The sequence below is a fragment of the Luteimonas salinilitoris genome, assembly GCF_041300785.1.
Lineage (GTDB): Bacteria > Pseudomonadota > Gammaproteobacteria > Xanthomonadales > Xanthomonadaceae > Luteimonas > Luteimonas salinilitoris.
On record NZ_JBFWIB010000002.1, the window covers coordinates 250,634 to 275,082 of the forward strand.

General features: G+C 69.5%; 24 protein-coding genes. 17 read left to right on the forward strand and 7 right to left on the reverse strand.

Features of this window, described 5'->3' with window-relative positions:
- The first annotated feature begins 68 nt into the window (after positions 1-68).
- The 5 genes from AB5T46_RS04410 (at position 69) to folE2 (ending at position 4,716) form a co-directional block, all read left to right on the forward strand.
- Complete coding sequence (locus AB5T46_RS04410) at positions 69-1,409, forward strand: TRZ/ATZ family hydrolase (protein WP_370562640.1); 1,341 nt, start codon at positions 69-71, stop codon at positions 1,407-1,409.
- 80 nt (positions 1,410-1,489) lie between these two features.
- Entirely contained in the window at positions 1,490-2,230 is a 741-nt protein-coding gene (ubiG, locus tag AB5T46_RS04415; protein ID WP_370562641.1) for a bifunctional 2-polyprenyl-6-hydroxyphenol methylase/3-demethylubiquinol 3-O-methyltransferase UbiG, read from the forward strand.
- The gene (locus AB5T46_RS04420) at positions 2,220-2,966 is read left to right on the forward strand and encodes a phosphoglycolate phosphatase (RefSeq protein WP_370562642.1); all 747 of its coding nucleotides are present in this window, start codon (positions 2,220-2,222) and stop codon (positions 2,964-2,966) included. The genes ubiG and AB5T46_RS04420 overlap by 11 nt, the downstream gene beginning before the upstream one ends.
- 34 nt (positions 2,967-3,000) lie before the next feature.
- Positions 3,001-3,672: a phytoene/squalene synthase family protein gene (locus AB5T46_RS04425; RefSeq protein ID WP_370562643.1), complete on the forward strand. Its 672-nt coding sequence runs from the start codon at positions 3,001-3,003 to the stop codon at positions 3,670-3,672.
- Between the two features lie 120 nt (positions 3,673-3,792).
- On the forward strand, positions 3,793-4,716 hold the full coding sequence (gene folE2 / locus AB5T46_RS04430) for a GTP cyclohydrolase FolE2 (protein WP_370562644.1): 924 nt from the start codon (positions 3,793-3,795) through the stop codon (positions 4,714-4,716).
- Positions 4,717-4,969: 253 nt separating this feature from the next.
- Here folE2 and AB5T46_RS04435 read toward each other — a convergent pair whose 3' ends face one another.
- From AB5T46_RS04435 to yidD, 3 genes are read right to left on the reverse strand one after another with little or no spacing between them, the layout of a single operon-like run.
- Entirely contained in the window at positions 4,970-5,806 is an 837-nt protein-coding gene (locus tag AB5T46_RS04435) for a M23 family metallopeptidase (RefSeq protein WP_370562645.1), read from the reverse strand.
- Entirely contained in the window at positions 5,803-7,167 is a 1,365-nt protein-coding gene (locus AB5T46_RS04440) for a dihydroorotase (RefSeq protein WP_370562646.1), read from the reverse strand. Before AB5T46_RS04440 ends, AB5T46_RS04435 begins: the two co-directional genes overlap by 4 nt.
- On the reverse strand, positions 7,164-7,400 hold the full coding sequence (gene yidD / locus AB5T46_RS04445) for a membrane protein insertion efficiency factor YidD (protein WP_370562648.1): 237 nt from the start codon (positions 7,398-7,400) through the stop codon (positions 7,164-7,166). Before yidD ends, AB5T46_RS04440 begins: the two co-directional genes overlap by 4 nt.
- Before the next feature lie 107 nt (positions 7,401-7,507).
- Between yidD and dksA the strand changes: the two genes are divergently transcribed.
- From dksA to AB5T46_RS04460, 3 genes are all read left to right on the forward strand, one after another.
- Positions 7,508-8,464 carry an RNA polymerase-binding protein DksA gene (dksA, locus tag AB5T46_RS04450; protein WP_370562649.1) on the forward strand — a complete coding sequence of 319 codons (957 nt, stop codon included), beginning with the start codon at positions 7,508-7,510 and terminating at the stop codon, positions 8,462-8,464.
- Between the two features lie 64 nt (positions 8,465-8,528).
- On the forward strand, positions 8,529-9,221 hold the full coding sequence (locus AB5T46_RS04455; RefSeq protein WP_370562650.1) for an FkbM family methyltransferase: 693 nt from the start codon (positions 8,529-8,531) through the stop codon (positions 9,219-9,221).
- Complete coding sequence (locus AB5T46_RS04460; protein WP_370562651.1) at positions 9,211-10,011, forward strand: glycosyltransferase family 2 protein; 801 nt, start codon at positions 9,211-9,213, stop codon at positions 10,009-10,011. Before AB5T46_RS04455 ends, AB5T46_RS04460 begins: the two co-directional genes overlap by 11 nt.
- Before the next feature lie 52 nt (positions 10,012-10,063).
- Here AB5T46_RS04460 and AB5T46_RS04465 read toward each other — a convergent pair whose 3' ends face one another.
- Together AB5T46_RS04465 and cysS are read right to left on the reverse strand one after the other, a co-directional pair.
- Entirely contained in the window at positions 10,064-10,504 is a 441-nt protein-coding gene (locus AB5T46_RS04465; protein WP_370562652.1) for a SufE family protein, read from the reverse strand.
- A gap of 204 nt (positions 10,505-10,708) precedes the next feature.
- The gene (cysS, locus tag AB5T46_RS04470) at positions 10,709-12,076 is read right to left on the reverse strand and encodes a cysteine--tRNA ligase (RefSeq protein WP_370562653.1); all 1,368 of its coding nucleotides are present in this window, start codon (positions 12,074-12,076) and stop codon (positions 10,709-10,711) included.
- 122 nt (positions 12,077-12,198) lie between these two features.
- On the opposite strand from cysS, the gene AB5T46_RS04475 reads away from it, so the two are divergent.
- From AB5T46_RS04475 to proB, 9 genes are all read left to right on the forward strand, one after another.
- Complete coding sequence (locus AB5T46_RS04475; protein WP_370562654.1) at positions 12,199-12,696, forward strand: hypothetical protein; 498 nt, start codon at positions 12,199-12,201, stop codon at positions 12,694-12,696.
- 274 nt (positions 12,697-12,970) lie between these two features.
- Entirely contained in the window at positions 12,971-13,999 is a 1,029-nt protein-coding gene (locus AB5T46_RS04480; protein WP_370562655.1) for an N-acetylornithine carbamoyltransferase, read from the forward strand.
- Between the two features lie 74 nt (positions 14,000-14,073).
- On the forward strand, positions 14,074-15,324 hold the full coding sequence (locus AB5T46_RS04485) for an argininosuccinate synthase (protein ID WP_370562656.1): 1,251 nt from the start codon (positions 14,074-14,076) through the stop codon (positions 15,322-15,324).
- A gap of 139 nt (positions 15,325-15,463) precedes the next feature.
- On the forward strand, positions 15,464-16,555 hold the full coding sequence (locus tag AB5T46_RS04490) for an acetylornithine deacetylase (RefSeq protein ID WP_370562657.1): 1,092 nt from the start codon (positions 15,464-15,466) through the stop codon (positions 16,553-16,555).
- 105 nt (positions 16,556-16,660) lie between these two features.
- Complete coding sequence (locus AB5T46_RS04495; RefSeq protein WP_370562658.1) at positions 16,661-17,995, forward strand: acetylglutamate kinase; 1,335 nt, start codon at positions 16,661-16,663, stop codon at positions 17,993-17,995.
- Positions 17,992-18,600, forward strand: coding sequence for a GNAT family N-acetyltransferase (locus tag AB5T46_RS04500; RefSeq protein WP_370562659.1), 609 nt, complete (start codon positions 17,992-17,994; stop codon positions 18,598-18,600). The genes AB5T46_RS04495 and AB5T46_RS04500 overlap by 4 nt, the downstream gene beginning before the upstream one ends.
- On the forward strand, positions 18,597-19,541 hold the full coding sequence (gene argC / locus AB5T46_RS04505; protein ID WP_370562660.1) for an N-acetyl-gamma-glutamyl-phosphate reductase: 945 nt from the start codon (positions 18,597-18,599) through the stop codon (positions 19,539-19,541). The genes AB5T46_RS04500 and argC overlap by 4 nt, the downstream gene beginning before the upstream one ends.
- Before the next feature lie 172 nt (positions 19,542-19,713).
- Positions 19,714-21,012, forward strand: coding sequence for an argininosuccinate lyase (argH, locus tag AB5T46_RS04510; protein ID WP_370562661.1), 1,299 nt, complete (start codon positions 19,714-19,716; stop codon positions 21,010-21,012).
- A 298-nt stretch (positions 21,013-21,310) separates the two neighbouring features.
- Positions 21,311-22,447 (forward strand): glutamate 5-kinase, encoded by a 1,137-nt coding sequence (gene proB / locus AB5T46_RS04515; protein WP_370562662.1) that lies wholly within the window; start codon positions 21,311-21,313, stop codon positions 22,445-22,447.
- 313 nt (positions 22,448-22,760) lie between these two features.
- Here the strand turns inward: proB and pgaD are convergent, their stop codons facing one another.
- Together pgaD and pgaC are read right to left on the reverse strand one after the other, a co-directional pair.
- Entirely contained in the window at positions 22,761-23,204 is a 444-nt protein-coding gene (gene pgaD / locus AB5T46_RS04520; RefSeq protein ID WP_370562663.1) for a poly-beta-1,6-N-acetyl-D-glucosamine biosynthesis protein PgaD, read from the reverse strand.
- Positions 23,201-24,448 (reverse strand): poly-beta-1,6-N-acetyl-D-glucosamine synthase, encoded by a 1,248-nt coding sequence (gene pgaC / locus AB5T46_RS04525; RefSeq protein WP_370562664.1) that lies wholly within the window; start codon positions 24,446-24,448, stop codon positions 23,201-23,203. The genes pgaD and pgaC overlap by 4 nt, the downstream gene beginning before the upstream one ends.
- Position 24,449 lies beyond the last annotated feature (1 nt).

Consider the following 24,449-nt stretch of genomic DNA (forward strand, 5'->3'; position numbering starts at 1 on the left):
TCCGCAAAGACTGAAGGTCCATGGGTTCCCGCCTGCGCGGGAACGACGGGCAAGCAAAGAAGGAACCAATGACGGCCGAAGCCACCCCACAACCCTGCGACCTCCTCATCGAAGCCGGCCACGTCGTCCCGGTCGAGCCGCACGGCGTAGTGCTGGACGATCACGCCGTGGCAGTGCGCGACGGCGTCATCCTGGCGGTGCTGCCGACGTCCGAGGCGCGTGCGCGGTTCGCACCGCTGGAAACCGTGTCGCGCCCGGACGCGGCGCTGATCCCGGGCCTGGTCAACGCCCATACCCACAACCCGATGACGCTGCTGCGCGGCGTCGCCGACGATCTGCCGCTGAAGGTCTGGCTGCAGCAGCACATCTGGCCGGTCGAGGCCGCGGTGATCGGGCCGGAGTTCGTCGCCGACGGCGTGACCCTGGCAATCGCCGAGATGCTCCGCGGCGGCACCACCTGCGTCAACGAGAACTACTTCTTCCCCGACGTGCAGGCGGCGATCTACAAGCGCCACGGCTTCCGTGCCCGCGTCGGCCTGCCGGTGATCGACTTCCCGACCGCGTGGGCGAAGAGCGACGACGAGTACTTCGACCGCGCCGGCGAGGTCCACGACCAATGGCGCGGCGACCCGCTGATCGACACCGCGTTCGCGCCGCATGCGCCGTACACCGTCAACGACGCCAATTTCGAGCGCATCCGCATGCTCGCCGACCAGCTCGACCTGCCGGTGCACCTGCACCTGCACGAGACGGTGCAGGAGGTCGAGCAGTCGCAGAAGAAGCACGGCCAGCGACCGCTCGCGCGCCTGGACCGCCTGGGCCTGGTCAACGACCGCCTGATCGCGGTGCACCTGACCCAGGCGACCGAGGCCGAGATCCACCTGTGCGCCGAGCGCGGCGTGTCGGTGGTGCACTGTCCCGAATCCAACCTCAAGCTGGCGTCGGGCTTCTGTCCGGTCTGCGCGCTGGAACGGGCCGGCGTGAACCTGGCGATCGGCACCGACGGTTGCGCCAGCAACAACGACCTCGACATGTTCGGCGAGACCCGCACCGCCGCGATCCTGGCCAAGGCGGTCGCCAACGACGCCGCCGCGTTCGGTGCCGCCAGCGCGCTGCGCGCCGCCACGCTGGGCGGCGCGAAGGCGATCGGCTTCGACCATCTGGTCGGCTCGATCGAGCCCGGCAAACAGGCCGATCTGGCCTGCGTGGACCTGTCGGCGCTGGAGACCCAGCCGCTGCATCACGTGTTCTCGCAGCTGGTCTATGCCGCCGGCCGGCACCAGGTGAGCGATGTCTGGATCGCCGGCCGCGCCAGGCTCTCGGCGCGCGTGCTGGTCGACCTGGACCCCGCCGCGCTGGTCGCCAATGCGCGGCAGTGGCGCGAGAGGATCGCCGCCATCCACCATTGATCCTGCGGGCGCGCGCTCGCCTGAGCGCAGGCGCCGCCCATCGCGCGCATGGCGCGCTCCCCCAAGCGACTGGAATACCGATGACCGCCACCCCGTCCGCCGATTCGCCGCAGAACTTCCGCCAGGCCGAACTCGACAAGTTCGCCGCGCTGGCCGGCCGCTGGTGGGATCCGCAAGGTCCGCAGAAGCCGCTGCACGCGCTCAACCCGGTGCGCCTGGACTATGTCGCCGCCCGGACCGCGCTGAAGGAGGCCGAGGTGCTGGACGTCGGCTGCGGCGGCGGACTGCTGAGCGAGGCGCTGGCGCGCGCCGGCGCGCGGGTGACCGCGATCGACCTGGCGCCGGACCTGATCAAGGTGGCGAAGCTGCACGGCCTCGAGTCCGGGGTGCAGGTCGACTACCAGCTCAAGGCGGTGGAGACCCTGGCCGAGGAACGCCCCGGCGGCTTCGATGCCGTGACCTGCATGGAGATGCTCGAGCACGTGCCGGACCCGGCCGCGGTGCTCGCCGCCTGTGCCACCCTGTTGCGCCCGGGCGGCCGGTTGTTCGTGTCGACCCTCAACCGCACGCCGGCGGCGTTCGCGCTGGCCATCGTCGGTGCCGAATACATCGCCCGGCTGCTGCCGCGGGGCACCCACCAGTACCGCGACTTCATCCGTCCGTCCGAACTCGCCGCCTGGCTGCGCGCCGCCGGGCTCGAGCTTGAGGATGTCAGCGGCATGGCCTACGAACCGTGGCGCAATGCCGCGCGGCTGAGCCGGCGCACCGACGTCAACTATCTCGCCTGCGCGCGCAAGCCGGAGGTCGGCAATGCCGGGTAGGGGAGGGCCGACGATCGCGGCGGACGGGTCCGGCTTCCCGCGCGGGGCGCTGTTCGACCTCGACGGCACCCTGCTCGACAGCGCGCCCGACATGCTGGCGACGGTGAACCGCATGCGCGGCGATCGCGGGCTGCCGCCGATGCCGCTGGCCGACCTGCGGCCGCGGGTCTCGCGCGGCGCGCGGGCGATGGCGGCCGCCGCGTTTCCGGACATCGCGCCGGAAAAAATTCCGGATCTGGTGCCCGAGTTCCTCGACGTGTACCGGCAGGAGCTGGGCCGCCACAGCGCGCCGTTCGACGGCGTCGAGGCCATGCTCGCCGCGTTGGAGGCGGCCGGCTGCCGCTGGGGCATCGTCACCAACAAGCCCGAGTACCTGGCGCGCGAGATCCTGCCGCAGCTCGGCTGGGCGTCGCGCTGCGCGGTGCTGGTCGGCGGCGACACGCTCGCCGAACGCAAGCCGCACCCGCTGCCGCTGCTGCACGCGGCGGGCAAGATCGGCCTGGCGCCGGCCGAGTGCGTCTATGTCGGCGACGACGAGCGCGACATCATCGCCGCGCGTGCGGCCGGCATGGCATCTGTGGTGGCGCTTTGGGGATATCGCCTGTGCGAGGACGACCCGGTGGCGTGGCGCGGCGACGTGATGATCGAATCGCCGGCGGACCTGCTGGCGCCGGCGGGCTGGCCGCGGTTGCACGCGCCGACCGGTGCCGGCGCAGTTCCCGCGCGTCCGGCCTGAACGTTTGCGGGCGGCACCTGCCATGATCGAAGACATGAGCGGAACGGACGCGGCCGGTTTCATCGATAAATGGCGCGCGCGCTGGCCCGAATGGCAGGTGGCCGGCGCCTTCGTGCCGGAGCCGCGGCGCACGACGGTCGTGACGTGGTTCGCGCTGCTGCAGGAACTGGCCGACGCCGCCTGGCACGGCACCGATCCGACCCCGGGCCTGGCCAAGCTGGCCTGGTGGCAGGAGGAACTGCAGGGCTGGTCCCGGGGCGCGCACCGGCATCCGCTGGGCACGTGCCTGCAGCGGCAGGCCGCACCCTGGGAAGCCCTGGGGCGGACCCTGAACACCCTGCCGGCCACCCGGGAACTGGGCGCCGCGGCCACCCTGGAGGCGCTGCCGGGCTTCGCCGGGGCGGCGGCCGCCTGCGAAACCGCGTTACTCGAGGGCGAAGCGGACGCGGGCCGCGTGGCGGCCGAGGCCGACGTGCTGGCCCGGTGCCTGGTCGGCGAACGCGCAATGCTTGCCGGCCAGGGCTCCGAGGCGCTGTGGCTGCTCCGGCAATGGCCACGCCCGGCGCGCGCGTCGCGCGCGCGCCGCATCCAGGCGGCATTGCTGCACGCGCGGCTGCGCGCCCTGGAGAACCGAACGCCCACGCGCCCGCTGGCTGCCTGGCGGGTCCTGCCGCTGGCCTGGCGGGCGGCGCAGGGCGGGCGCTGATCGCGCGGCCCGGCGCTGCGCCACCCGTGCACAACGCAGTGTTTCGCCGGGGCCCGGACCATGGCCGCTACACTATGCGCGGCCCTGTCGGCCGCCGTTCCGCCCCACGAGCCCCGCACCTTGAACGATCGCACCACCAAGATCCTGCCCGACGTCGCCGATGACGCCGCCTTCGCCGCGCGCCCGCTGGACTGGGTGGGCATGCAGCGCATCGCCCTGCCGTTGCGCCTGCCGGCCCAGGACGGCGGCTTCGTGCACGTCCCCGCTTCGGTCGACGTCGCCGTCGACCTGCGCGCCGCCGAGGCGCGCGGCATCCACATGTCGCGGCTGTACCTGCGCCTGCAGGACGCCTTCGCCGGCGAGGCGCTGACGCCGGCCGGCCTGCGCCGCGTGCTGCAGGACCTGGTGGAATCACAGCGCGGGCTGTCGACCTCGGCGCGCGTGACCCTGCGCTACGAGCACCTGCTGCGGCGTGCGGCGCTGGCCAGCGACCACGCCGGCTGGAAGAACTATCCGGTGGAGCTGGAGGCGACGCTGGCCAGCGGCCATTTCCGCCTGGAGCTCGGGTTCTCGGTCGAGTATTCCAGCACCTGCCCGGCATCGGCGGCGCTGTCGCGCCAGCTCAATGCCGCGCGCTTCACCGAAGATTTCGCCACGGCGCGGCCGCTGTCGACGGCCGTGGTCGGCGAATGGCTGGCGTCGGAACGCGGACTGGCGGCCACGCCGCACGCGCAGCGCAGCCGCGCCGAGGTCCGGGTCGAGCTGCGCCCTTCCTTCGACGAGATCCCGCTGGTCGCGCTGGTCGACGCACTCGAGTCCGCACTCGCCACGCCGGTGCAGACCGCGGTCAAACGCGAGGATGAACAGGCCTTCGCCCGGCTCAACGCCGAGAACCTGATGTTCTGCGAGGACGCCGCGCGCCGCGTCGCAGCGGTGTTGTCGGCCGACGAGCGCATCGCCCGTTTCGATGCCCGTGTCGCCCATTTCGAGAGCCTGCACGCGCATGATGCGGTGGCCAGGGTGAGTGGCGCCGGGAATCGCTAGAAGCGGGAGGCGGGAGGCGGGAATCGGGAATCGCTAGAAGCGGGAGGCGGGCGACCGGACATCCAGCGAGCGGTTCCACTCAGGAAGCCGAGCTTTTGCCGTTGCCTTACCGACTCCCGATTCCCCATTCCCGGCTCTTTCGAGTACCAGAAGCGGGTCGATGCGCACGTCGAACCGCGCCAGGCAGCAACATGGCTGCCGATGACGCTGAACGCGCCGCCGCGCGTGGTGCAGGCGAACTGCGGCAGAACCCTTACCGGCTGCGTTCGAGTACCAGCAGGGGGTCGATGCGCACGTCGAACCAATTCATCCCCCAGTGCAAATGCGGCCCCGTCGCCCGCCCGGTGGCGCCGACCGCGCCGATCACCTGGCCCTGTTCGACCCGGTCGCCGGGCCGCACGTCGATCCGCGACAGGTGCAGGAAATTGGAGCTGACGCCGTGGCCGTGGTCGAGCAGCACGGTGCCGCCGGTCAGGTACAGGTCGGCATCGGCGAAGGTGACCACGCCGGCCGCGGGCGCCTTGACCGGCGTGCCGCCGGCGACCGCGATGTCCATGCCCGAGTGCGCCGAGCCGGGCTTGCCGTTGTAGACGCGTTGGTTGCCGAAGCGGCCGCTGATGCGGCCCTCGACCGGCCAGGCGAAGCGCTGGGCGAAATCTGCGCGATCATCGTCGCGGGTCCGCGCCGCGGTGACGCGCGCCTGCTCGCGGCGGATGCGTTCGGCGATCGCCGGCGGCGGATCGACGGTCTTCGGCGGCACGCCGCTGACGCGCTCGATCGGCCAGTCGCGCGGCGCGATCGCGATACGCGCGGTCTCGCGGCTGCCGTCGGGCCGCGTCACCGCGACTTCGGCCAGGCCCTCCGCATCGCGGCCGATGCCGAGCACCACGCTGCCGTAACCGGTGACCCGCAGCGTGCGGCCGGTGTATTCCACGCGGCTGCCGGCGGGCACCTTGCCGATCACCATCGCGCCCTGCCGTACGCTGGCTGGAAACACGATGCGGTCATCGCTGGCGGCCTGCGCCAGCGCCGGGCCCAGAATGAGGATGCCGGCAAGCGCGAACAGCGCGCGGGCCAGGCGACGCCTCAACGGTCGAACTCCAGCCGCCGCCCCTGGGGCTCGCCGACCAGGCGCTCGCCGTCCCAGGCCAGCACGCCGTTGACCCAGGTCGAGGCGATGCGGCTGCGGAACGTGGTGCCCTCGAACGGCGACCAGCCGCACTTCGACAGCACCTGTTCGCGGCGCACCGTGAACGGCGCGTCCTCGACCAGCACCAGGTCGGCCCAGTAGCCTTCCCGCAGGAAACCGCGCTCCTTCACGTCGAACAGCTGCGCCGGCGCGTGGGCGAACTTCTGCACGACCCGGGCGGTGTCGAAGTGGCCTTCGTGCACGCATTCGAGCGCGGCGTTGAGCGCGAACTGCACCAGCGGCAGTCCGCTCGGCGCGCGCACGTAGGGGTGCTGCTTTTCCTCGAGCGTATGCGGGGCGTGGTCGGTGGCGAGCACGTCGATGACGTCGTCGGCGATCGCGCGCAGCAGCGCGGCGCGGTCGGACGCGTCCTTGATCGCCGGGTTGCACTTGATCAGGTGGCCGAGGCGATCGTAGTCGTCGCGTTCGAAGCGCAGGAAATGCACGCAGGTTTCGGCGGTGATGCGCTTGCGCACGCCGTCGGCGTCCACCAGCGGGCCGCGCTCGAACAGCGCCAGCTCGTCGGCGGTGGAGATGTGCAGCACGTGCAGGCGCGTGCCGTGGCGTTTCGCCAGCGCCAGCGCCAGCCGTGTCGACTTGATGCAGGCCTCGCGCGAGCGGATGTCGGGATGGCAGCGGGCGGGGATGTCGTCGCCGTATTTCTCCCGGTAGCGCGCGAGCTCCGCGTCGATCATCGGCGTGTCTTCGCAGTGGGTGATGATCGGCACCGGGGTCTCGCGGAAGATGCCGTCCAGCGTGTCCGGGTCGTCCACCAGCATGTTGCCGGTGGAGGCGCCCATGAACACCTTGACGCCCGGGGCGGCGCGCGGATCGAGCGTGCGCACGTTGTCGAGGTTGTCGTTGCTGGCGCCGAAGTAGAAGCCGTAGTTGCCGCGCGCGCGACCGGCGGCGCGCGCGTACTTGTTCTCCAGCGCGTTGCGGTCGAGCGTCGGCGGGCTGGTGTTGGGCATGTCCATGAAGCTGGTCAGGCCGCCGGCCACGGCCGCGCCCGACTCGGTGGCGATGTCGGCCTTGTGCTCCAACCCCGGCTCGCGGAAGTGCACCTGGTCGTCGATCATGCCCGGCAGCAGCCGCCGGCCGCCGGCGTCGATCACGGTGTCGCCCGCGCCCGCGGACAGGCCGGTCCCGATCTCGGAGATGCGGCCCTGCGAGATGCGCAGGTCGCCGTCGGCCTCGCGGCCTTCGTTGACCAGCCGGGCGTTGACGATCAGCGTGTCGGGGGTGTCGGAGGTGTCGGTCATCGGGTGTTTTCCGTGGGCGGGGGAGGGACGGGGTCGTGCCCGCCGGGGTGCAGCGGGTGGCAGCGGCCGATCCGGCGCATGGCCAACCAACCGCCCTTGAGGGCGCCATAGCGCGCTATCGCGGTCATCGCGTACTCCGAGCAGGTCGGCACGAAGCGGCAGCGCGGCCCCAGCAGTGGGCTCAGCCAGCGTTTGTACAGGCGCAGCAGGGCGATGAGCAGGTGTTCTATCACGGCTCCTGCACGGCGAAAAAAGGGAGGATCGCGGTTGCCGATGCAGTCTCGGCAGGGTATAACAGCGCGCTTCCCCATTCCAAGGGAATCCGCAAGGACACAACGACGTGGCAGTGAAGAAACCCGCGAAGAAAACCTCGAAGAAGGTGGCCCCCAGGAAGGCTGCGGCGAAGCACGCCGCTCCGAAGAAGGCCGCTCCGAAGAAAGCGCCGGCCAAGAAGTCCGCCGCCGCCGGCAAGGCGTCGGTGAAGAAAGCGCCGGCGAAGAAGACGCCGGTGAAGAAGCCGCCGGTGAAGAAGCCGCCGGTGAAGAAGCCGGTCGCCAAAAAGCTGCCGGCGAAGAAGGCCGTGCCGGCCAAGAAGGCGGCGTCCAGGCCGGCCGCCAAGCCCGTACCCTCCAGGGCCGCGAATGCGCCTGCGCAGAAGAAGCCAGCGGCCAAGGCCGCCAACGTGGCAAAGAAGGTCGCGCCGAAGAAGTCCGCCAAGCCGACATCGGCGGCCAAGACGGCTGCCGCGCCGCCTCCGGCGCCGGCCAGGCCTGCGGTCAAGCGCCCGGTGGGCAAGGTCGCCGTGGCCGTGGCCGCCAAGCCTTCCGCGCCCACGCCCAAGACCAGGTACCGGACGATCCCCTACAAGACCGATCCGGAAACCGGTCGGCCGACCCTGCCGGCGGGTTACCGCCCGGCAGCGGACGAGGAGTACATGGGACCGCTGCAGCTCGAATACTTCCGCCAGCGGCTGCTGAAGTGGCGTGCGGACCTGGTCGAGGAATCCAAGCAGACCATCGAGAACCTCAAGGAGGAAGTGCGCGACGTCGGCGACGAGGCCGAGCGCGCCACCCGCGAGACCGAGAACTCGCTGGAACTGCGCACTCGCGACCGCTACCGCAAGCTGATCGGCAAGATCGACAGCACGCTCAAGCGCGTGGACTCGAGCGAGTACGGCTTCAGCGTCGACTCGGGCGAGGAGATCGGCCTGGAGCGCCTGGAGGCGCGCCTGACCGCCGAGCGCACCATCGACGAGCAGGAACGCTGGGAGCACCTGCAGAAGCAGATCGGCGACTGAGCCGCATGGGCGACGGAGCCGTCGGCGAATGTGCTCGATGGGATCGACGGCTCCGGCTCGACCAATGGCGTTGAAGCTTCAGCAGATATCCGGCCTCGGACGTCGGTTCCTGTTCTTGCTGGCCGACGAAAGGGACCATATCCAGGGCGTGCTTGGAACCGGCAGGTTCTACGAAGCCGAAGAACTGGAGCTGATTTCCTCGTACGCGGCAGGGGCTGAGGCCATCCTCGATATTGGAGCGAATATCGGAAATCACTCCGTCTACTTCGCGCACAGGTTCTCGCCGCGGGTTCTGATTCCCGTCGAGCCGAACCCGGCTGTCACGGATCTGCTTCGCGCCAACATGGGCTTGAACTGGCATCCCTCGATGGACCTGAGCATGGTAGGCGTCGGCTTTTCGGATCGTTCGGGCAGGGCGGAATCCATCATGTCCAGCCCCATGAACGTGGGAGGGGCACGTCTGCGCGAGACGGGCGAGGGGCCCGTGCCCGTCCGCCGAGCCGATGATGCGCTGCCGGACCGAACCTTCGACCTCATCAAGATCGATGTCGAAGGGATGGAATCCGAGGTCATCGCCGGCATGTCCGGGATTCTGCGCCGCTCGGATGCGACCGTATTCGTTGAAGTGCTGATCGAGCATATCGATCAGATAATTTCGTCAATGGCGGCGCACGGATATGAATACGCGACCTCGTACCAGCGCTATGGGCGCTGTGTGAACCTGCTGTTCCAGAAGGCATCGCGGCATGGCCATTGAGATAGTGTCCGTCATATGTGCCCGCAACGAGGCTCGATATCTTGAAGTTCTCGTTCCGTATCTGGAAGGGCAGAACATAAACGTCGTTCTAATCGACAACGGCAGCGAAGATGGCTCTCGAGACCTGTTTACGCCTGCACGCCACCCAAACATCGTTCGCCGCATCGACCTGCCTTATGAAGGTTCGTTCGACCTGACCGCGCAGCTTCACGCAAAGCGGTGCGCCATGCGCGAGACGCAGGCGGAATGGGTCATTCACCAGGATGCGGACGAGATCCTGCATGGTCCCGATGGCTGGGGCCGACTGCGCGAGTGCATCGAAGCGGCGCACACGCAGGGCTTCAACGTGATGAACTTCAATGAGCTGGTCATGTTGCCGGCGGACCCCGATGTCGACGACATCTTTGCCAACAACAAGAACTACTATTTCTACGAGCCTCGTCCTTTGCGTTTGATGCGAGCCTGGAAGAGGTCCGCGAACCTGGAAAACATCGGGTCCGGCGGTCACGTGCTTTCGGGCGCAGACGTCTACGTTTCTCCCGTGCGAATGATCCTGAAGCATTTCATGGTGCGCTCCCGGGTTCACGCGCTGAAAAAGTACATGTCGCGCACCTATTCTCGCGGGGACAGGGAGAAGGGCTGGCACGGCAAACGCATGAACTTGTCCGCGGAGCAGCTGAACATCCCGACTTCGGCTCCAGGCCTGCATCGTTTGAAGAGCGTGTTCGACGCACCCTCCGCCCTCCCGGCTGCGGTAAGGACGCATTTCTGGGACTGGCAGCCGTCCTGAGATTTGCAGAAGAGCTGCGGAGGTGTGGTTGAGCGGCTGTCCCGCGCGGCCGTCAGGAGGCCGCGCGCTGCGCCTGTTCGCGGATGTAGGCCAGCAGCGCGGCCAGGCCGTTGCTGCGGGTCGGCGACAGGTGCTTGGCGAGGCCGATCGCGGCGATGTAGTCCGGATCGGTAGCGAGGATTGCGCGTGCGCTGCGACCCGAGTAGACGCGCAGCGCCAGGTAGATGAGGCCGGAGACGATCGCCGAGTCGCTGACCGCGGCGAAATCGAGCCGGCCGGCATCGCCCGACGGGACGATCCAGACCAGCGACTGGCAGCCGTGCAGGCGGTGCTCCTCGGTCTTCCACTCCTCCGGAAAGTCGGGGAGCTTGCGGCCGAGATCGATCAGGTACTGGTAGCGCTCGGACCAGTCGCCGAAGAAGGCGAACTCCTCGCGGATCGTAGCCTGAGCGGCTTCGGGGGTGGATTCGAGGGGGAAGGGCTGTTCGGTCACGGATGGATTGCCTTGCTCTCCGATGTGCAGCGCTGGGACGCGTGTAGACGGATGTTCCTTACCGACATAGGTGTCAGGCGCATCTGATTCAAGGCGTGCACGCCGGGACGTGCCGAAGGAAGTCATCGTTGCTTCTGCTTGTCATCCCAGCTTGCGCTGGGATGACGGCGCGATGACGGCGGTGGCGCTCACCTCCGGGCGCGTTCAGGCGCGCTTCCAGCGAACGCCCTGCGGGGTGTCCTCGAGCAGGATGCCTTCGGCTGCCAACTGCTCGCGGATCGCGTCGGCACGGGCGAAGTCGCGGGTCTTCTTTGCCGCCGCACGTTCGTCGATCAGGCCCTGGATCCTGGCGTCGTCGTCGCCGGAGACGCCGCGGGCGAACCAGGCCGCCGGATCCTGCTGCAGCAGCCCCAGTGCGACACCGGCGCCCAACAGGCGCGATTTGGAGCGATTCCGGGCGTCGTCGTCGCCGGCCCTGCGCGCGTCCGCGGCGATGCCGGCCAGTTCCGCCAGCGCCTGCGGCGTATTGAGGTCGTCGTCGAGCGCGGCGTCGATCGCGGCCGGGATCCCGGGACCGGCGTCGACAGCGGCCAGGTCGCGCAGGGTGCCGTACAGGCGGTCGAGGGTCCGCACCGACTGCTCGATCAGGTTGTCGGACCAGTCCAGCGGCTGCCGGTAGTGCGCCGAGAGCAGGGCGTAGCGCAGAGCCTCGGGCGGGTGCCGGCGCCGCAGGTCGTTGACCTTCTCGATGTTGCCCGCCGACTTCGACATCTTCGTCCCGGTCAGCGTCAGCATGCCGTTGTGCAGCCAGAACCGGGCGAAGGTGCGGCCGCCGTGCGCGCATTCGCTCTGCGCGACCTCGTTCTCGTGGTGCGGAAACTGCAGGTCGATGCCGCCGGCGTGGATGTCGATGGTTTCGCCCAGGTGCGAGGCGGCCATGGCCGAGCATTCGATGTGCCAGCCGGGCCGGCCGCGGCCCCAGGGCGAGTCCCAGCCCGGCAGCTCGTCGGTCGAGGGCTTCCACAGCACGAAGTCGCCGGCATCGCGCTTGTACGGCGCCACTTCCACGCGTGCCCCGGCCAGCATCTCGTCCGGGTCGCGCCGCGACAGCTTCCCGTAGCCGTCGTAACTGGACACCGAGAACAGCACATGCCCCTCGGCGGCATAGGCGTGGCCGCTGGCGATCAGGCGTTCGATCATGGCGATGATTTCGCCGATGTGGGCGGTCGCGGCCGGCTCGATGTCGGGCGCGGCGACGCCGAGCGCCGCCATGTCTTCGCGGTAGGCGGCGGCGTAGCGATCGGTGATCTCGGAGATCGGCACGCCGCGCTCCCGGGCGGCGGCATTGATCTTGTCGTCGACGTCGGTGATGTTGCGCGCATAGCGCAGATCGCCGTAGCGCCGGCGCAGCAGCGCCGCCAGCACGCCGAAGACCACCGGGCCGCGGGCGTTGCCGATGTGCGCGTAGTTGTAGACCGTGGGCCCGCAGACGTACAGGGTGGGGCAGGCCGGATCCAGCGGCGCGAACGGTTCGACCCGGCGGGTCAGGCTGTTGAAAAGGCGCAGGCTCATCGCGGGACAGGAGAGGGAATCCGACGATTCTACCGGTCGCCCGGCACTCACGACAGCGAGGATTCAGCACAGCGACGCGCCCGCGGCCTACACTTTCAAGGCTGCCGGTCTCCGAGACATCGATGCTGCGTCCGTTCCCGTTCCCGACCATCCTGCTGCTTGCCGCGCTCGCGGCAGCGCCGGCCGTGATGGCGCAGGAGCGAATGCTTCCGGCACAGCCGCCGGCGGCGCCGCAGGAAAACGTGCGGATCGACTACGCCAAGGTGCTCAGTGCCGAACCGGTACACCAGACCCTGCGCGCGACCAGCATGGTCGAACGCTGCGGCTCGGCCTCGGCCACCCCGGTGCAGCAGGAGGAGGACCGCCGCGGGCTGTCGCGGGTGGTCGGCGCGGTACGCGACGTGCTCACGCCCTCCGAAAATATCGAGGAGGTGGCGCCCTCGGCCGGCGGCGATTGCCGCATGGTTCCGATCGAGCGCGAGTTCCGCCGTCCGATCGGCTACGACGTCGATTACGTCTACAAGGGCGTCAAGTACCGCTCGCGCCTGCCCTACGATCCCGGCAACCGGGTTCGGGTGCGGGTCTCGGTGACGCCGGTCGTCAGCTCCAGCGGGCAATGAGCACGCCCGTATCCGTGCTTGCGGCCGCCGGCGCCACGTGCGACGATGCCGCCGCGATGACCCAACTCCACGCCGACGCCCAGATCCTCACCTCCGCCCGCATGGCCGCGGGCATGACTTCGCGCGCGCGCCGACCGGACACCTGCCTTCACGCTGGGTAGCCGGAACTCGCGTCATCGAGTTTCACAGGACAAACCCAGCCTCGTGCTGGGTTTTTTCGTTTTCTCGCCGAGATTTTTCCGACCGCCCCGTGGGGTGACCGACAGGACCATCGATGAAGCATTTCCTCAATACCCAGGACTGGATCCGCGCCGACCTCGACGCGCTGCTCGCCGATGCCGCGCGCTTCAAGCGCGACCGGATCGGCGATGCGCTCAAGGGCCGCGCGATCGCGCTGGTGTTCTTCAATCCGTCGATGCGCACCCGCACCAGCTTCGAGCTCGGCGCCTTCCAGCTCGGCGGCCACGCGGTGGTGCTGCAGCCAGGCAAGGACGCCTGGCCGATCGAGTTCGATCTCGGCGCGGTGATGGACGGCGATACCGAGGAGCACATCGCCGAGGTGGCGCGGGTGCTGTCGCGCTATGTCGACCTGATCGGCGTGCGCGCGTTCCCGAAGTTCGTCGACTGGTCGGCCGACCGCGAGGACCGGGTGCTGAAGGGTTTCGCGAAGTACTCGACCGTGCCGGTGATCAACATGGAAACCATTACCCATCCCTGCCAGGAGCTGGCGCACGCGCTGGCACTGCAGGAGCATTTCGGCACCCCGGACCTGCGCGGCAGGAAGTACGTGCTGACCTGGACCTACCACCCGAAGGCGCTCAACACCGCGGTCGCCAACTCGGCCCTGACCATCGCCACCCGGCTCGGCATGGACGTGACCCTGCTGTGCCCGACGCCGGAGTACGTGCTCGACGAGCGCTACATGGGCTGGGCGCGGCAGAACGTCGCCGAGAGCGGCGGCTCGTTCGCGGTCAGCCATGACATCGACGCCGCCTACGCCGGCGCCGACGTGGTCTACGCCAAGAGCTGGGGCGCGCTACCGTACTTCGGCGACTGGGAGAAGGAAAAGCCGGTCCGCGACCGGTACCGGCACTTCATCGTCGACGAGGCCAAGATGGCACGGACCAACGACGCCGTCTTCAGCCATTGCCTGCCGTTGCGACGCAACGTCAAGGCGACCGACGCGGTGATGGACTCCCCGGCCTGCATCGCCATCGAAGAAGCCGAGAACCGCCTGCACGTGCAGAAGGCGGTGATGGCTGCGTTGGTGGCGCAGCCATCGGGAATGGGGAGTCGGGAATAGGGAGTCGGAACAGCAAAAGCAAAGCGCGCATCCACCTCAAGTATTCACAAGTATCCAGCAGCCAGAGAATTCCCATGCCTTCCGCCTCTACCATTCCCGATTCCCGATTCCCGAATCCCGGCTCCAACGACATCGTCCTGGCCTTCTCCGGCGGTCTCGACACCAGCTTCTGCGTGCCCTACCTGCAGGAGCAGGGCTGGCGCGTGCATACCGTGTTCGCCGACACCGGCGGCGTGGACGCCGAGGAGCGCGCCTTCATCGAGAAGCGCGCGGCCGAGCTGGGGGTGGCCAGCCACATCACCGTCGACGGCGGGCCGGCGATCTGGGACGATTTCGTCAAGCCGTTCGTCTGGGCGGGCGAGGGCTACCAGGGCCAGTATCCGCTGCTGGTGTCGGACCGGTACCTGATCGTCGACGCCGCCCTGGCGCGCGCGCGCGACCTCGGCACCGACGCTGTCGCCCACGGCTGCACCGGCATGGGCAACGACCAGGTGCGCTTCGACCTGGCGGTCAAGGCTTCGGGCGACTACCGCATCGTGGCGCCGATCCGTGAGATCCAGAAGCAGCACACCCAGACCCGCGCCTACGAGCAGCAGTACCTGGAGGCGCGCGGCTTCGGTGTGCGCGCCAAGCAGAAGGCCTACACGATCAACGAGAACCTGCTCGGCGTGACCCTGTCGGGCGGCGAGATCGACCGCTGGGAGGCGCCGGGCGAGGGCGCGCGCGGCTGGTGCGCGCCGCGCAGCGCATGGCCGGCCGAGCCGCTGCACGTGCGGCTGCGTTTCGTCGAGGGCGAGGCGGTGGAGCTGGACGGCAAGCCGCTGGCGGGCGCGACGCTGCTGGCCCGGCTCAATACCCTGTTTGCGCAGTACGGCGTCGGGCGCGGCCTGTACACCGGCGACACCACGATCGGGCTGAAGGGCAGGATCGTGTACGAGGCGCCGGGGCTGACCGCGCTGCTGGTGGCGCATCGGGCGCTGGAGGAAGCGGTGCTGTCGAAGCAGCAGAACCGGTTCAAGCCCGACGTGGCGCGGCAATGGGTCGAACTGGTCTACGAAGGCTTCTTCCATGACCCGCTCAAGACCGACCTGGAAGCGTTCCTGGCGTCCTCGCAGCGGATGGTCAACGGCGAGGTGGTGCTGGAGAGCCGCGGCGGTCGCGTCGACGCGGTGGCGGTGTCCTCGCCGCACATCCTCAATGCCCAGGGCGCCACGTACGCGCAATCGGCCGACTGGGGCGTGGAGGAGGCCGAGGGTTTCATCCGGCTGTACGGGATGAGCTCGACGCTGTGGGCGCAGGTGAATGGAGCCGGGAGTCGGGAATAGGGAATCGGGAATCGGAAAGGCACGGCATTTGCCTGGGCGCGCGCATTTCTCCCCTTCCACAACAGAAACAGCAACAGCAAGCACCAGCGGCAATATCGACTACCCACCTCAATTAGCCACAATCGCCGACAAATTCCCCATGCTGCCCGAAACCCTTCGCCACCTCGAAGCCCTGGTCTCCTTCGATACCCGCAACCCACCGCGGGCGATCGGCACCGGTGGCATCTTCGACTACATCCGCGCGCAGTTGCTCGGCTTCCGGGTGGAGGTCACCGACCACGGCGACGGCGCGGTATCGCTGCTGGCGGTGCGCGGCGCGCCGCGACGGCTGTTCAACGTGCACCTGGACACGGTGCCGGACTCGCCGCACTGGAGCGCCGACCCGCTCGCGCTGCGGGTGAGCGGCGATCGCGCGATTGGGCTCGGCGCCTGCGACATCAAGGGCGCAGCCGCCGGGCTGCTCGCCGCGGCGCAGGCCACCCGCGGCGACGCCGCATTCCTGTTCTCCAGCGACGAGGAGGCCAACGACGCCCGCTGCGTGCCCGCGTTCCTCGCCGGGGGGCATGGCTTCAGCGAGGCGATCGTGGCCGAGCCGACGCGCTGCGAGGCGGTGCTGGCGCACCGCGGCATCTCCTCGGTGCGGCTGCGCTTCCGCGGCTCGGCCGGGCATGCCTCGGGTGCCGGCGCGCTGCAGGCCAACGCGCTGCACCAGGCGATGCGCTGGGGCGTGCAGGCGCTGGACTTCGTGCAGGCGCAGGACCACCAGCGCTTCGGCGGGTTGACCGGGCTGCGCTTCAACGTCGGCAAGGTGGAAGGCGGGATCAAGGCCAACGTGATCGCGCCGGAGGCGGAAGTCCGCTTCGGATTCCGGCCGCTGCCGTCGCAGGACTTCGACCAGCTGCACACGCGTTTCGGCGGCTTCGTCGCGGCGGGCGCGCTGGAGCGCTACGAGGAAACCTTCCGCGGCCCGCCGCTGCCGGCAGGCGATGCCGCGGCGGCCGAGGACCGGCGGCTGGAAGCGCGCGATCTCGCCGACGCGCTGGGCCTGCCGGTGGGCAACGCGGTCGACTTCTGGACCGAGGCCTCGCTGTTCTCGCAGGCCGGCCTGACCGCGCTGGTGTTCGGCCCCGGCGACATCGCCCAGGCGCACACCGCCGACGAGTGGGTCGCGCTGGACCAGCTGCATGCCTATGCCGACGCCGTGGCACGGATCATGGCGGAAAGCGAGTGAAGAGGAGTGAGAAGTGAGAAGTGAGTAAAAGCAACGGCGAGCTCTCCTCTCGTTTCTCACTCCTCTTCACTTACTTCTAGCCAGCGACGACAGACGACGAACGAAATGACTCCCCACATCCAGACCCGCCAGACGATCATCCGGCTGCTGTCCAGCATGGCCAGCGCCAAGGAGATCAGCCAATACCTCAAGCGCTTCTCGCAGCTCGACGCCAAGCGCTTCGCCGTGGTCAAGGTCGGCGGCGCGGTGCTGCGCGACGACCTCGATGCGCTGACCTCGTCGCTGTCGTTCCTGCAGCAGGTCGGGTTGACCCCGATCGTGGTGCACGGCGCCGGCCCGCAGCTGGACGCGGAGCTGGCCGCGGCCGGCATCGAGAAGCGCACCGTCGACGGGCTGCGCGTGACCACGCCCGACGCGCTGGCGATCGTGCGCCGGGTGTTCCAGGCCTCCAACCTGGCGCTGGTGGAGGCATTGCAGCAGGCCGATGCGCGCGCAACCTCGATCACCGGCGGCGTGTTCGAGGCCGATTATCTCGATCGCGACACCTACGGCCTGGTGGGCGAGGTGACGTCGGTCAACCTGGCGCCGATCGAGGCCAGCCTGCAGGCCGGCTCGATCCCGGTCATCGCCAGCCTCGGCGAGACCGCGTCCGGCCAGATCCTCAACGTCAATGCCGACGTGTCCGCCAACGAGCTGGTGCGGATGCTGCAGCCGTACAAGATCATCTTTCTCACCGGCACCGGCGGCCTGCTCGACGGCGCCGGCAAGGTGATCGACTCGATCAATCTGTCCACCGAATACGACCACCTGATGGCGCAGCCGTGGCTCAACGGAGGCATGCGGCTGAAGATCGAGCAGGTCAAGCGCCTGCTCGACGACCTGCCGCTGGCGTCGTCGGTCTCCATCACCCGTCCGGCCGACCTGGCCAAGGAACTGTTCACCCACAAGGGCTCGGGCACACTGGTGCGTCGGGGCGAGCGCGTGCTGCATGCCGCGAGCTGGGACGCGCTGGACCTGCCGCGACTACGCACGCTGATCGAGTCCAGCTTCGGCCGCGTGCTGGCGCCGGACTACTTCGAGCGGACCCGCCTGCTGCGCGCTTATGTCAGCGAGAACTACCGGGCGGCGATCGTGCTGACCGACGAGGACGGCTGCGGTTACCTTGACAAGTTCGCGGTCCTCGACGACGCCCAGGGCGAGGGCCTGGGGCGGGCGGTCTGGCAGGTCATGCGCGAGCAGACGCCGACGCTGTTCTGGCGTTCGCGCCACCGCAATGCCGTCAACCAGTTCTACTACGCCGAGTCCGACGGTTGCTACAAACAGGCGCAGTGGAAGGTGTTCTGGTATGGGATGAGCGACTTCGCCGAGATCCAGGCCTGCGTGGAGCACTGCGCGCAACGCGCGCCGACGCTGCTCGATCCACCGGTGGCGCCGGCATGACCGCGTTCGTCGCTCCCGACCTGCTGCAGGGCGATCATGTGCGCCTCGAGCCGCTGCAGCCGGTGCATGCCGAAGGCCTGCGTGCAGCGCTGGCCGGCGACGCGCTGTCGCGCTGCTGGTATACGTCCGTGCCCGCGGTCGCAGGCGTGGACGACTACATCGCCGAGGCGGCCGCAGAACGGCAGGCGGGGCGGGCGCTGCCGTTCGCGGTGCGCGGGCCAGCCGGCGTCGTCGTCGGCTGCACGCGCTTCTACGACCTCGACCCCGCTGTACCACGGGCGTCGATCGGCCATACCTGGTACGCCCCGGCCGCCCAGCGCACCGCGGTCAACACCGAGACCAAGCTGTTGCTGCTGACCCTGGCCTTCGAAAGCTGGCACTGCCTCGCGGTCGCGTTCGAGACCAGCTGGTTCAACCGCCGCTCGCGCGAGGCGATCGCCCGGCTCGGCGCCAGGCAGGACGGCGTGCTGCGCAACCACCGGCGCCACGCCGACGGCAGCCCGCGCGACACGGTGGTGTTCTCGATCGTCGACGGCGAATGGCCGGCGGTGAAGCGCAACCTGCTGGAGCGGCTGCGGACCCCATCGGGAGGAGAGGCCGGATGAAGAAGACCATCGGCATCGTCGGCGCCCGCGGTCATACCGGCGCGGAGCTCGTCCGCCTGGTCGCGGCGCATCCGGCGCTCGAGCTAGCCTTCGTCTCGTCGCGCGAACTGGACGGCCAGCGCGTGGACGCGCACGTGGCCGGGTTCGAGGGCGGCCTGCGCTACGAAAGCCTCGGTCCGGCGGCCGTCGCCGGCCGCGCGGCGGACACGGTGGTGCTGGCAATGCCGAACGGCAAGGCCGGTGGCTTCGTCGCGGCGATCGACGAAGCCGCGCCGCGGACCGTGGTCGTCGATCTGTCGGCCGACCATCGCTTCGACGACGGCTGGTACTACGGCCTTCCGGAACTGACCCGCGACCGTTATGCCGGCGAGCGCCGGATCAGCAATCCCGGTTGCTACGCCACCGCGATGCAGCTGGCGATCGCGCCGATGCTCGGCGGACTGTGCGGCCCGGTGCAGTGCTTCGGCGTGTCCGGCTACTCCGGTGCCGGCACCACGCCGTCCGACCGGAACGATACCGCACTGCTGCGCGACAACCTGATGCCGTACGCGCTCGCCGGGCACATCCACGAGCGCGAGGCGACCCGCCAGCTCGGGACGCCGGTGGAGTTCATGCCGCACGTGGCGGCGCATTTCCGCGGTATCACCCTGACCGCCAACCTGCGCCTGCGCGAGCCCACCGAAATCGAAACGGTGCAGGCGCGCTATCGCGAGCGCTACGCGGACGAACCGCTGGTCGAGGTGCTCGACGATGCGCCGTGGGTCAGCCGCGTCGCCGGCCGCCACGGCGTGCAGATCGGCGGTTTCACGCTGTCGGAGGACGGCCGGCGGCTGGTGGTGGTGGCGACCCTGGACAACCTGCTCAAGGGCGCGGCGACCCAGGCCATGCAGAACCTCAACCTGGCGCTCGGCTTCGGCGAATTCGAAAGCATCCCGCTGTAGAACGGCGCCGGCCGTGGCTGGCGAAGAGCAGCCACGGATCGACGCGGATGAACACGGATTGACTTGTTCAATGTAGCTTTATCCGTGTTTATCCGTGCAACTCCGCGGCAGAAGCTTTTCGATTCGGCGTTCACGCCACTCCTGACAACAACGCAAGCAGCAGGAACACGACATGTCCGACCTCCTCTGGCAGAAACCCGGCGTCGCCGTCGACGCGCAGGTCCAGGCATTCCTGGCCGGCGACGACGTGATCCTCGACCGCGAGTTCTTCCTCCACGACATCGCCGCCAGCCGCGCGCATGCGCAGGGCCTGCAGCGGATCGGCATCCTCGATGCCGGCGAGCTGTCGGCGCTCGAGCGCGAACTCGAGGCGCTGGCCGCTGACTTCCGCGACGGAGGTTTCGAACTCGACGCGCGCTACGAGGACGGCCACTCGGCGATCGAGGCGCGGCTGGTCGAGCGGCTCGGCGATGCCGGCAAGAAGATCCACACCGGCCGCAGCCGCAACGACCAGGTGCTGGTCGCCACCCGGCTGTGGCTGAAGGAGAAGCTGGACCGGGTGGCGGCGCTGGCGCGCGAGACGGCGACGCTTGCGCTCGACCGCGCGCAGGCCGAGGCGACACTGCCGCTACCCGGCTACACCCACCTGCAGCGCGCCGTGGTGTCGTCGGCGGGCCTGTGGTGGGCCGGCTGGGCCGAGGCCTTCGTCGACGACGCGCGGCGCGCGCTCGATACCGCCGCCTGGATCGACGCCAATCCGCTCGGCACCGCCGCCGGCTACGGCGTCAACCTGCCGCTGGACCGCGCGCACACCACGGCCGCGCTCGGCTTCGCCCGGCTGCAGGTCAACCCGGCCTATGCGCAGCTCTCGCGCGGCAAGTTCGAGTTGGCCGCGCTGGAGGCGCTGGGCTCGGCGACGCTCGACCTGCGCCGCATCGCCTGGGACCTGTCGCTGTTCACCAGCGCCGAGTTCGGTTTCGTGGCGCTGCCGGCGCAGTACACCACCGGCAGCTCGATCATGCCGAACAAGCGCAATCCAGACGCGATCGAGCTGATGCGCGCCACCCATGCCAGCGTGGCCGCGGCGCGCACCGAGATCGAGCAGTTGCTGTCGCTGCCCTCGGGCTACCACCGCGACCTGCAGGCCAGCAAGGGCGCGATCTTCCATGGCTTCGGCCGCGGCCTGGCCGCACTGGAACTGTTGCCGGCGCTGCTGGCGAACCTGGAGTGGCGGCCGGAGCGGATGCGCGCCGCCATCGATGCCGGCATGTACGCCACCGACGTGGCGGTCGAGCAGGCGGCGGCGGGCGTGCCGTTCCGCGACGCCTATCGTGCCGCCGCCGAATCGGTGGCGCAGGCCGGCGAGGGCAGGACCCCGGAAGCGAGCCTGGCGGCACGGGTCTCGCCCGGCGCCTGCGCCGACCTGCGGCTGGACGTACTGCGCGAGCGCCTGGCGGCGCTGCCGGCGTGACCGGCACCGCCATCCCCGCAGAGGCGGGCTTGCCCGGCTGCTTTGCACACGGGGGTGCCGCAGCCTGCGCAGCGGAGCAAGCTCCGCTCTACGGTGAAACGCGGCCCTTCGTAGAGCCGAGCTTGCCCGGCTGCTTTGCGCACGGAGGTGCTGCAGCCTGCGCAGCGGAGCAAGCTCCGCTCTACGGTGAAACGCGGCCCTTCGTAGAGCCGAGCTTGCTCGGCTGCTTTGCGCACGGAGGTGCTGCAGCCTACGCAGCGGAGCAAGCTCCGCTCTACGGAATCGGGGGGCAGGAGCGATGACCGTCGGATTCAGCGAACAGCTGCTGCCGCCGTGGCGACGGGCGGTGCTGAAGGTCGGCAGCAGCCTGCTGGCGGCCGACGGTGGCGGCCTGTCGCCGCGCAACGCGCAGGCGTTGGCCGGGTTCGTCTCCGACTGCATGGCAGCCGGGCGCGAGGTGGTCCTGGTCTCGTCCGGCGCGGTCGCGGCCGGGCGCGCGATCGTGCACGCCGACACCGCAGTGGACGCGCCCATCGCCGAGCGGCAGGCGCTGGCCGCGCTGGGCCAGGCGCAGCTGATCGGTTTCTGGCAGGGCTTCTTCGCCCGGCCGGTGGCGCAGGTGCTGCTGACCCACGACGACCTGCGCAACCGGCGCCGCTATCTCAACGCGCGCGCCACCCTTTCGGCGCTGCTGCGCCAGCGCGTGCTCCCCATCGTCAACGAGAACGACACGGTGTCCGTGGACGAGCTCAAGCTCGGCGACAACGACACCCTGGCGGCGATCGTGGCTGCCCTGGTCGACGCCGAGGTGCTGTTCATCGCCACCGACATCGACGGCCTGTACGACGCCGATCCGCGGCGCAACCCGCAGGCGCGGCCGGTCGAGGTGGTGGCGCGCTTCAGCGCCGAACTGCTGTCGGTCGCCGGCGGCGCCGGCAGCGCCAGCGGCACCGGCGGCATGCGTACCAAGCTGGACGCGGCCCAGCGCGCCGCGGCGGCCGGCATTGCCACCGTGCTGTTCAACGGCACCCGCGCCGACGTGCTGGAGGATCTGGCACGCGACCGCCTGCGCGGTACCCGCGTGCATCCGACCCGCAGTCGCGGCGCGGCGCGCAAGCACTGGCTGCAGAACGCGCCGGCCGAGCCGGGCGCGATCGTGGTCGACCACGGCGCCGGCGACGCCATCGTCGAGAAGGGCGCCTCGCTGCTGCCCGGCGGCGTGCTCGCGGTGCGCGGCGATTTCCGCCGCGGCGACATGATCGAGATCCTGCTGCGCGAGGCGGACGGCGAGCAGCGCCTGGCGCGCGGCGTCAGCCAGTATTCGGCTGCGGACATCCGCCGCATCGCGCGGCATCACTCGCGCGAGATCGAGGCGATCCTCGGCTACAACTACGGCGGCACCGTGGTGCATCGCGACGACCTGGTGTTGTCGTGAGGCCGGTAGCGGGTGTGGCCGCCCGCCCGCGGCCCGCACCCGGCGATTACAGGCCGATGCGAACCGGACCATCGCCGAGCGCTCGGAGCCGCTGAACGTCCCGCCCAGCGTGACCGCCGCGCGGGGCTCATGCTGTGCCGCACGCCCACCGGCGGCGCGTTCTCGCCAGTGCGGGCGCTGCCGGCGCCCACGCCCAGGCGCGTGCGGTAGTTTCACTGCACCGCGGCGACGCTCGAGGCCATGCCGATCATTGCACCGTTCATCGCACCGATGCGGTCGATGCGCTGTCCTGCCGGTGGAACCGGGCGGAATCCTAGGCCAGGCCGATGCCGTGCGGCCGTGCGTGCTCGTCCATGTGCAGCGTCGTCACCTTGCCCCGGCCCAACGCGGATGCGGTCGCGGCGTCCGCGCCGAGCGCTACGGCGATCTCCGCAAGCGGTACGTCGGCCTGCGCGCGGCGGCGGTCCTTGCCGCGGAAGCGGAAGCGGTTGTACTCCGCCCAGGCGATCAGCAGCACCGCGCAGGCCAATGCCACCAAAGGCAGCACGAACAGCAGGAACGGTTCGATGTGCGACTCGCGCAAGTACAGTTCATGCAAGGCGGTGTTGATGCCCAGCACCCACAGCACGAAGGTGACCAGCGGTGCCCACAGGTACAGATAGAACAGCCAGAACGCCGCGGTGACGAAACCCCAGGCGGTGCGCCGCAGCGGCCGCTGGGCGTTGGGTCTGCGGATGAGTCTCGAGTCGTATTTCATCGGAATCCCCGGTCAGGGCTGGTCCAGATGGCGCGCTTGCCGCGACGCTTGAGCAGCGTCTTCGGCAGTGCGGTCACGGTGGTGAACAGGCTGAGCATCCAGTACGCCACTGGGTACCAGATCATCCAGTAGTAGTTGCGGCCGACGTGGGTCTCGTAGCGGCGGTCGATGATCAGGCTGCTGGCGAACTGCAGCAGGCAGACCATGGCCAGGATCACGCCGTGCCAGGAGGGCAGGATGGTGTGCACGTACAGGCCCTCCGGCATCGGCATGAACTTGCCGAGCAGCCACAGCACGATGATGAACAGCATGGTGTAGGCCCAGACCACGCTGAGCAGGTATTCGGCAAGCACCCCCCACATGCGCCGGCCGCGCCAGCGCAGCAGGTCGCCGGTATGGCGCAGCAGCACCTCCACGCCGCCCTGGGCCCAGCGCAGGCGCTGTTTCCATAGGCCGCGCAAGGTTTCGGGCATCAGGATGAAGCACAGCGCGTTGGGCTCGTAGCGGATGTCCCAATGGTCCATCTGCAGGCGCCAGCTGATGTCGATGTCCTCGGTCACCATGTCCTCGGACCAGTAGCCGATCCGGTGCAGGGCGGTACGGCGGAAGGCGCTGATCACCCCGGAGACGGTGAACAGCCTCCCGTACACGCGCTGTGCGCGCTTGATCATGCCGATGATCGAGGAGAACTCGCCGACCTGGAGGCGGCCGAGCAGGGTGGAGCGGTTGCGGATGCGCGGATTGCCGGTGACGGCGCCCACGCGCGGCCCGGACACCAGGTGCCAGACCATCCAGTGCAGGGCGTACTCGTCCAGCAGCGCATCGCCGTCCACGCACAGCAGGTACTCCGAACGCGCCGCGAGCGCGCCCATGCGCATGGCGTTGGCCTTGCCCAGGTTGCGGTCGAGGTGGATCACCCGCAGCCGCTCGTGCTGCGCGGCGAGCTGGTTGAGCTTGCCCGCGGTGTCGTCGCTGCTGCCGTCGTTGATCGCGATCACCTCGAAGTCCGGGTAACGCTGCGCCAGCGCCGCGGCGATGGTCTCGTCGACGTTGTCGGCCTCGTTGTAGCAGGGCACCAGGATCGTGGCGGCCGGGTACGTCTCCATCGATGGCGGATCCGTGCGCGTGCGGGACTTCCGCTCGCGCCGGAAATAGTAGTACAGGCCGCCGGACATCCAGAAGAAGGACATCACGATCGGATAGAAGAACGCGAAGCTGAAGAGCAGGGCCAGGGTCGGCGTCATG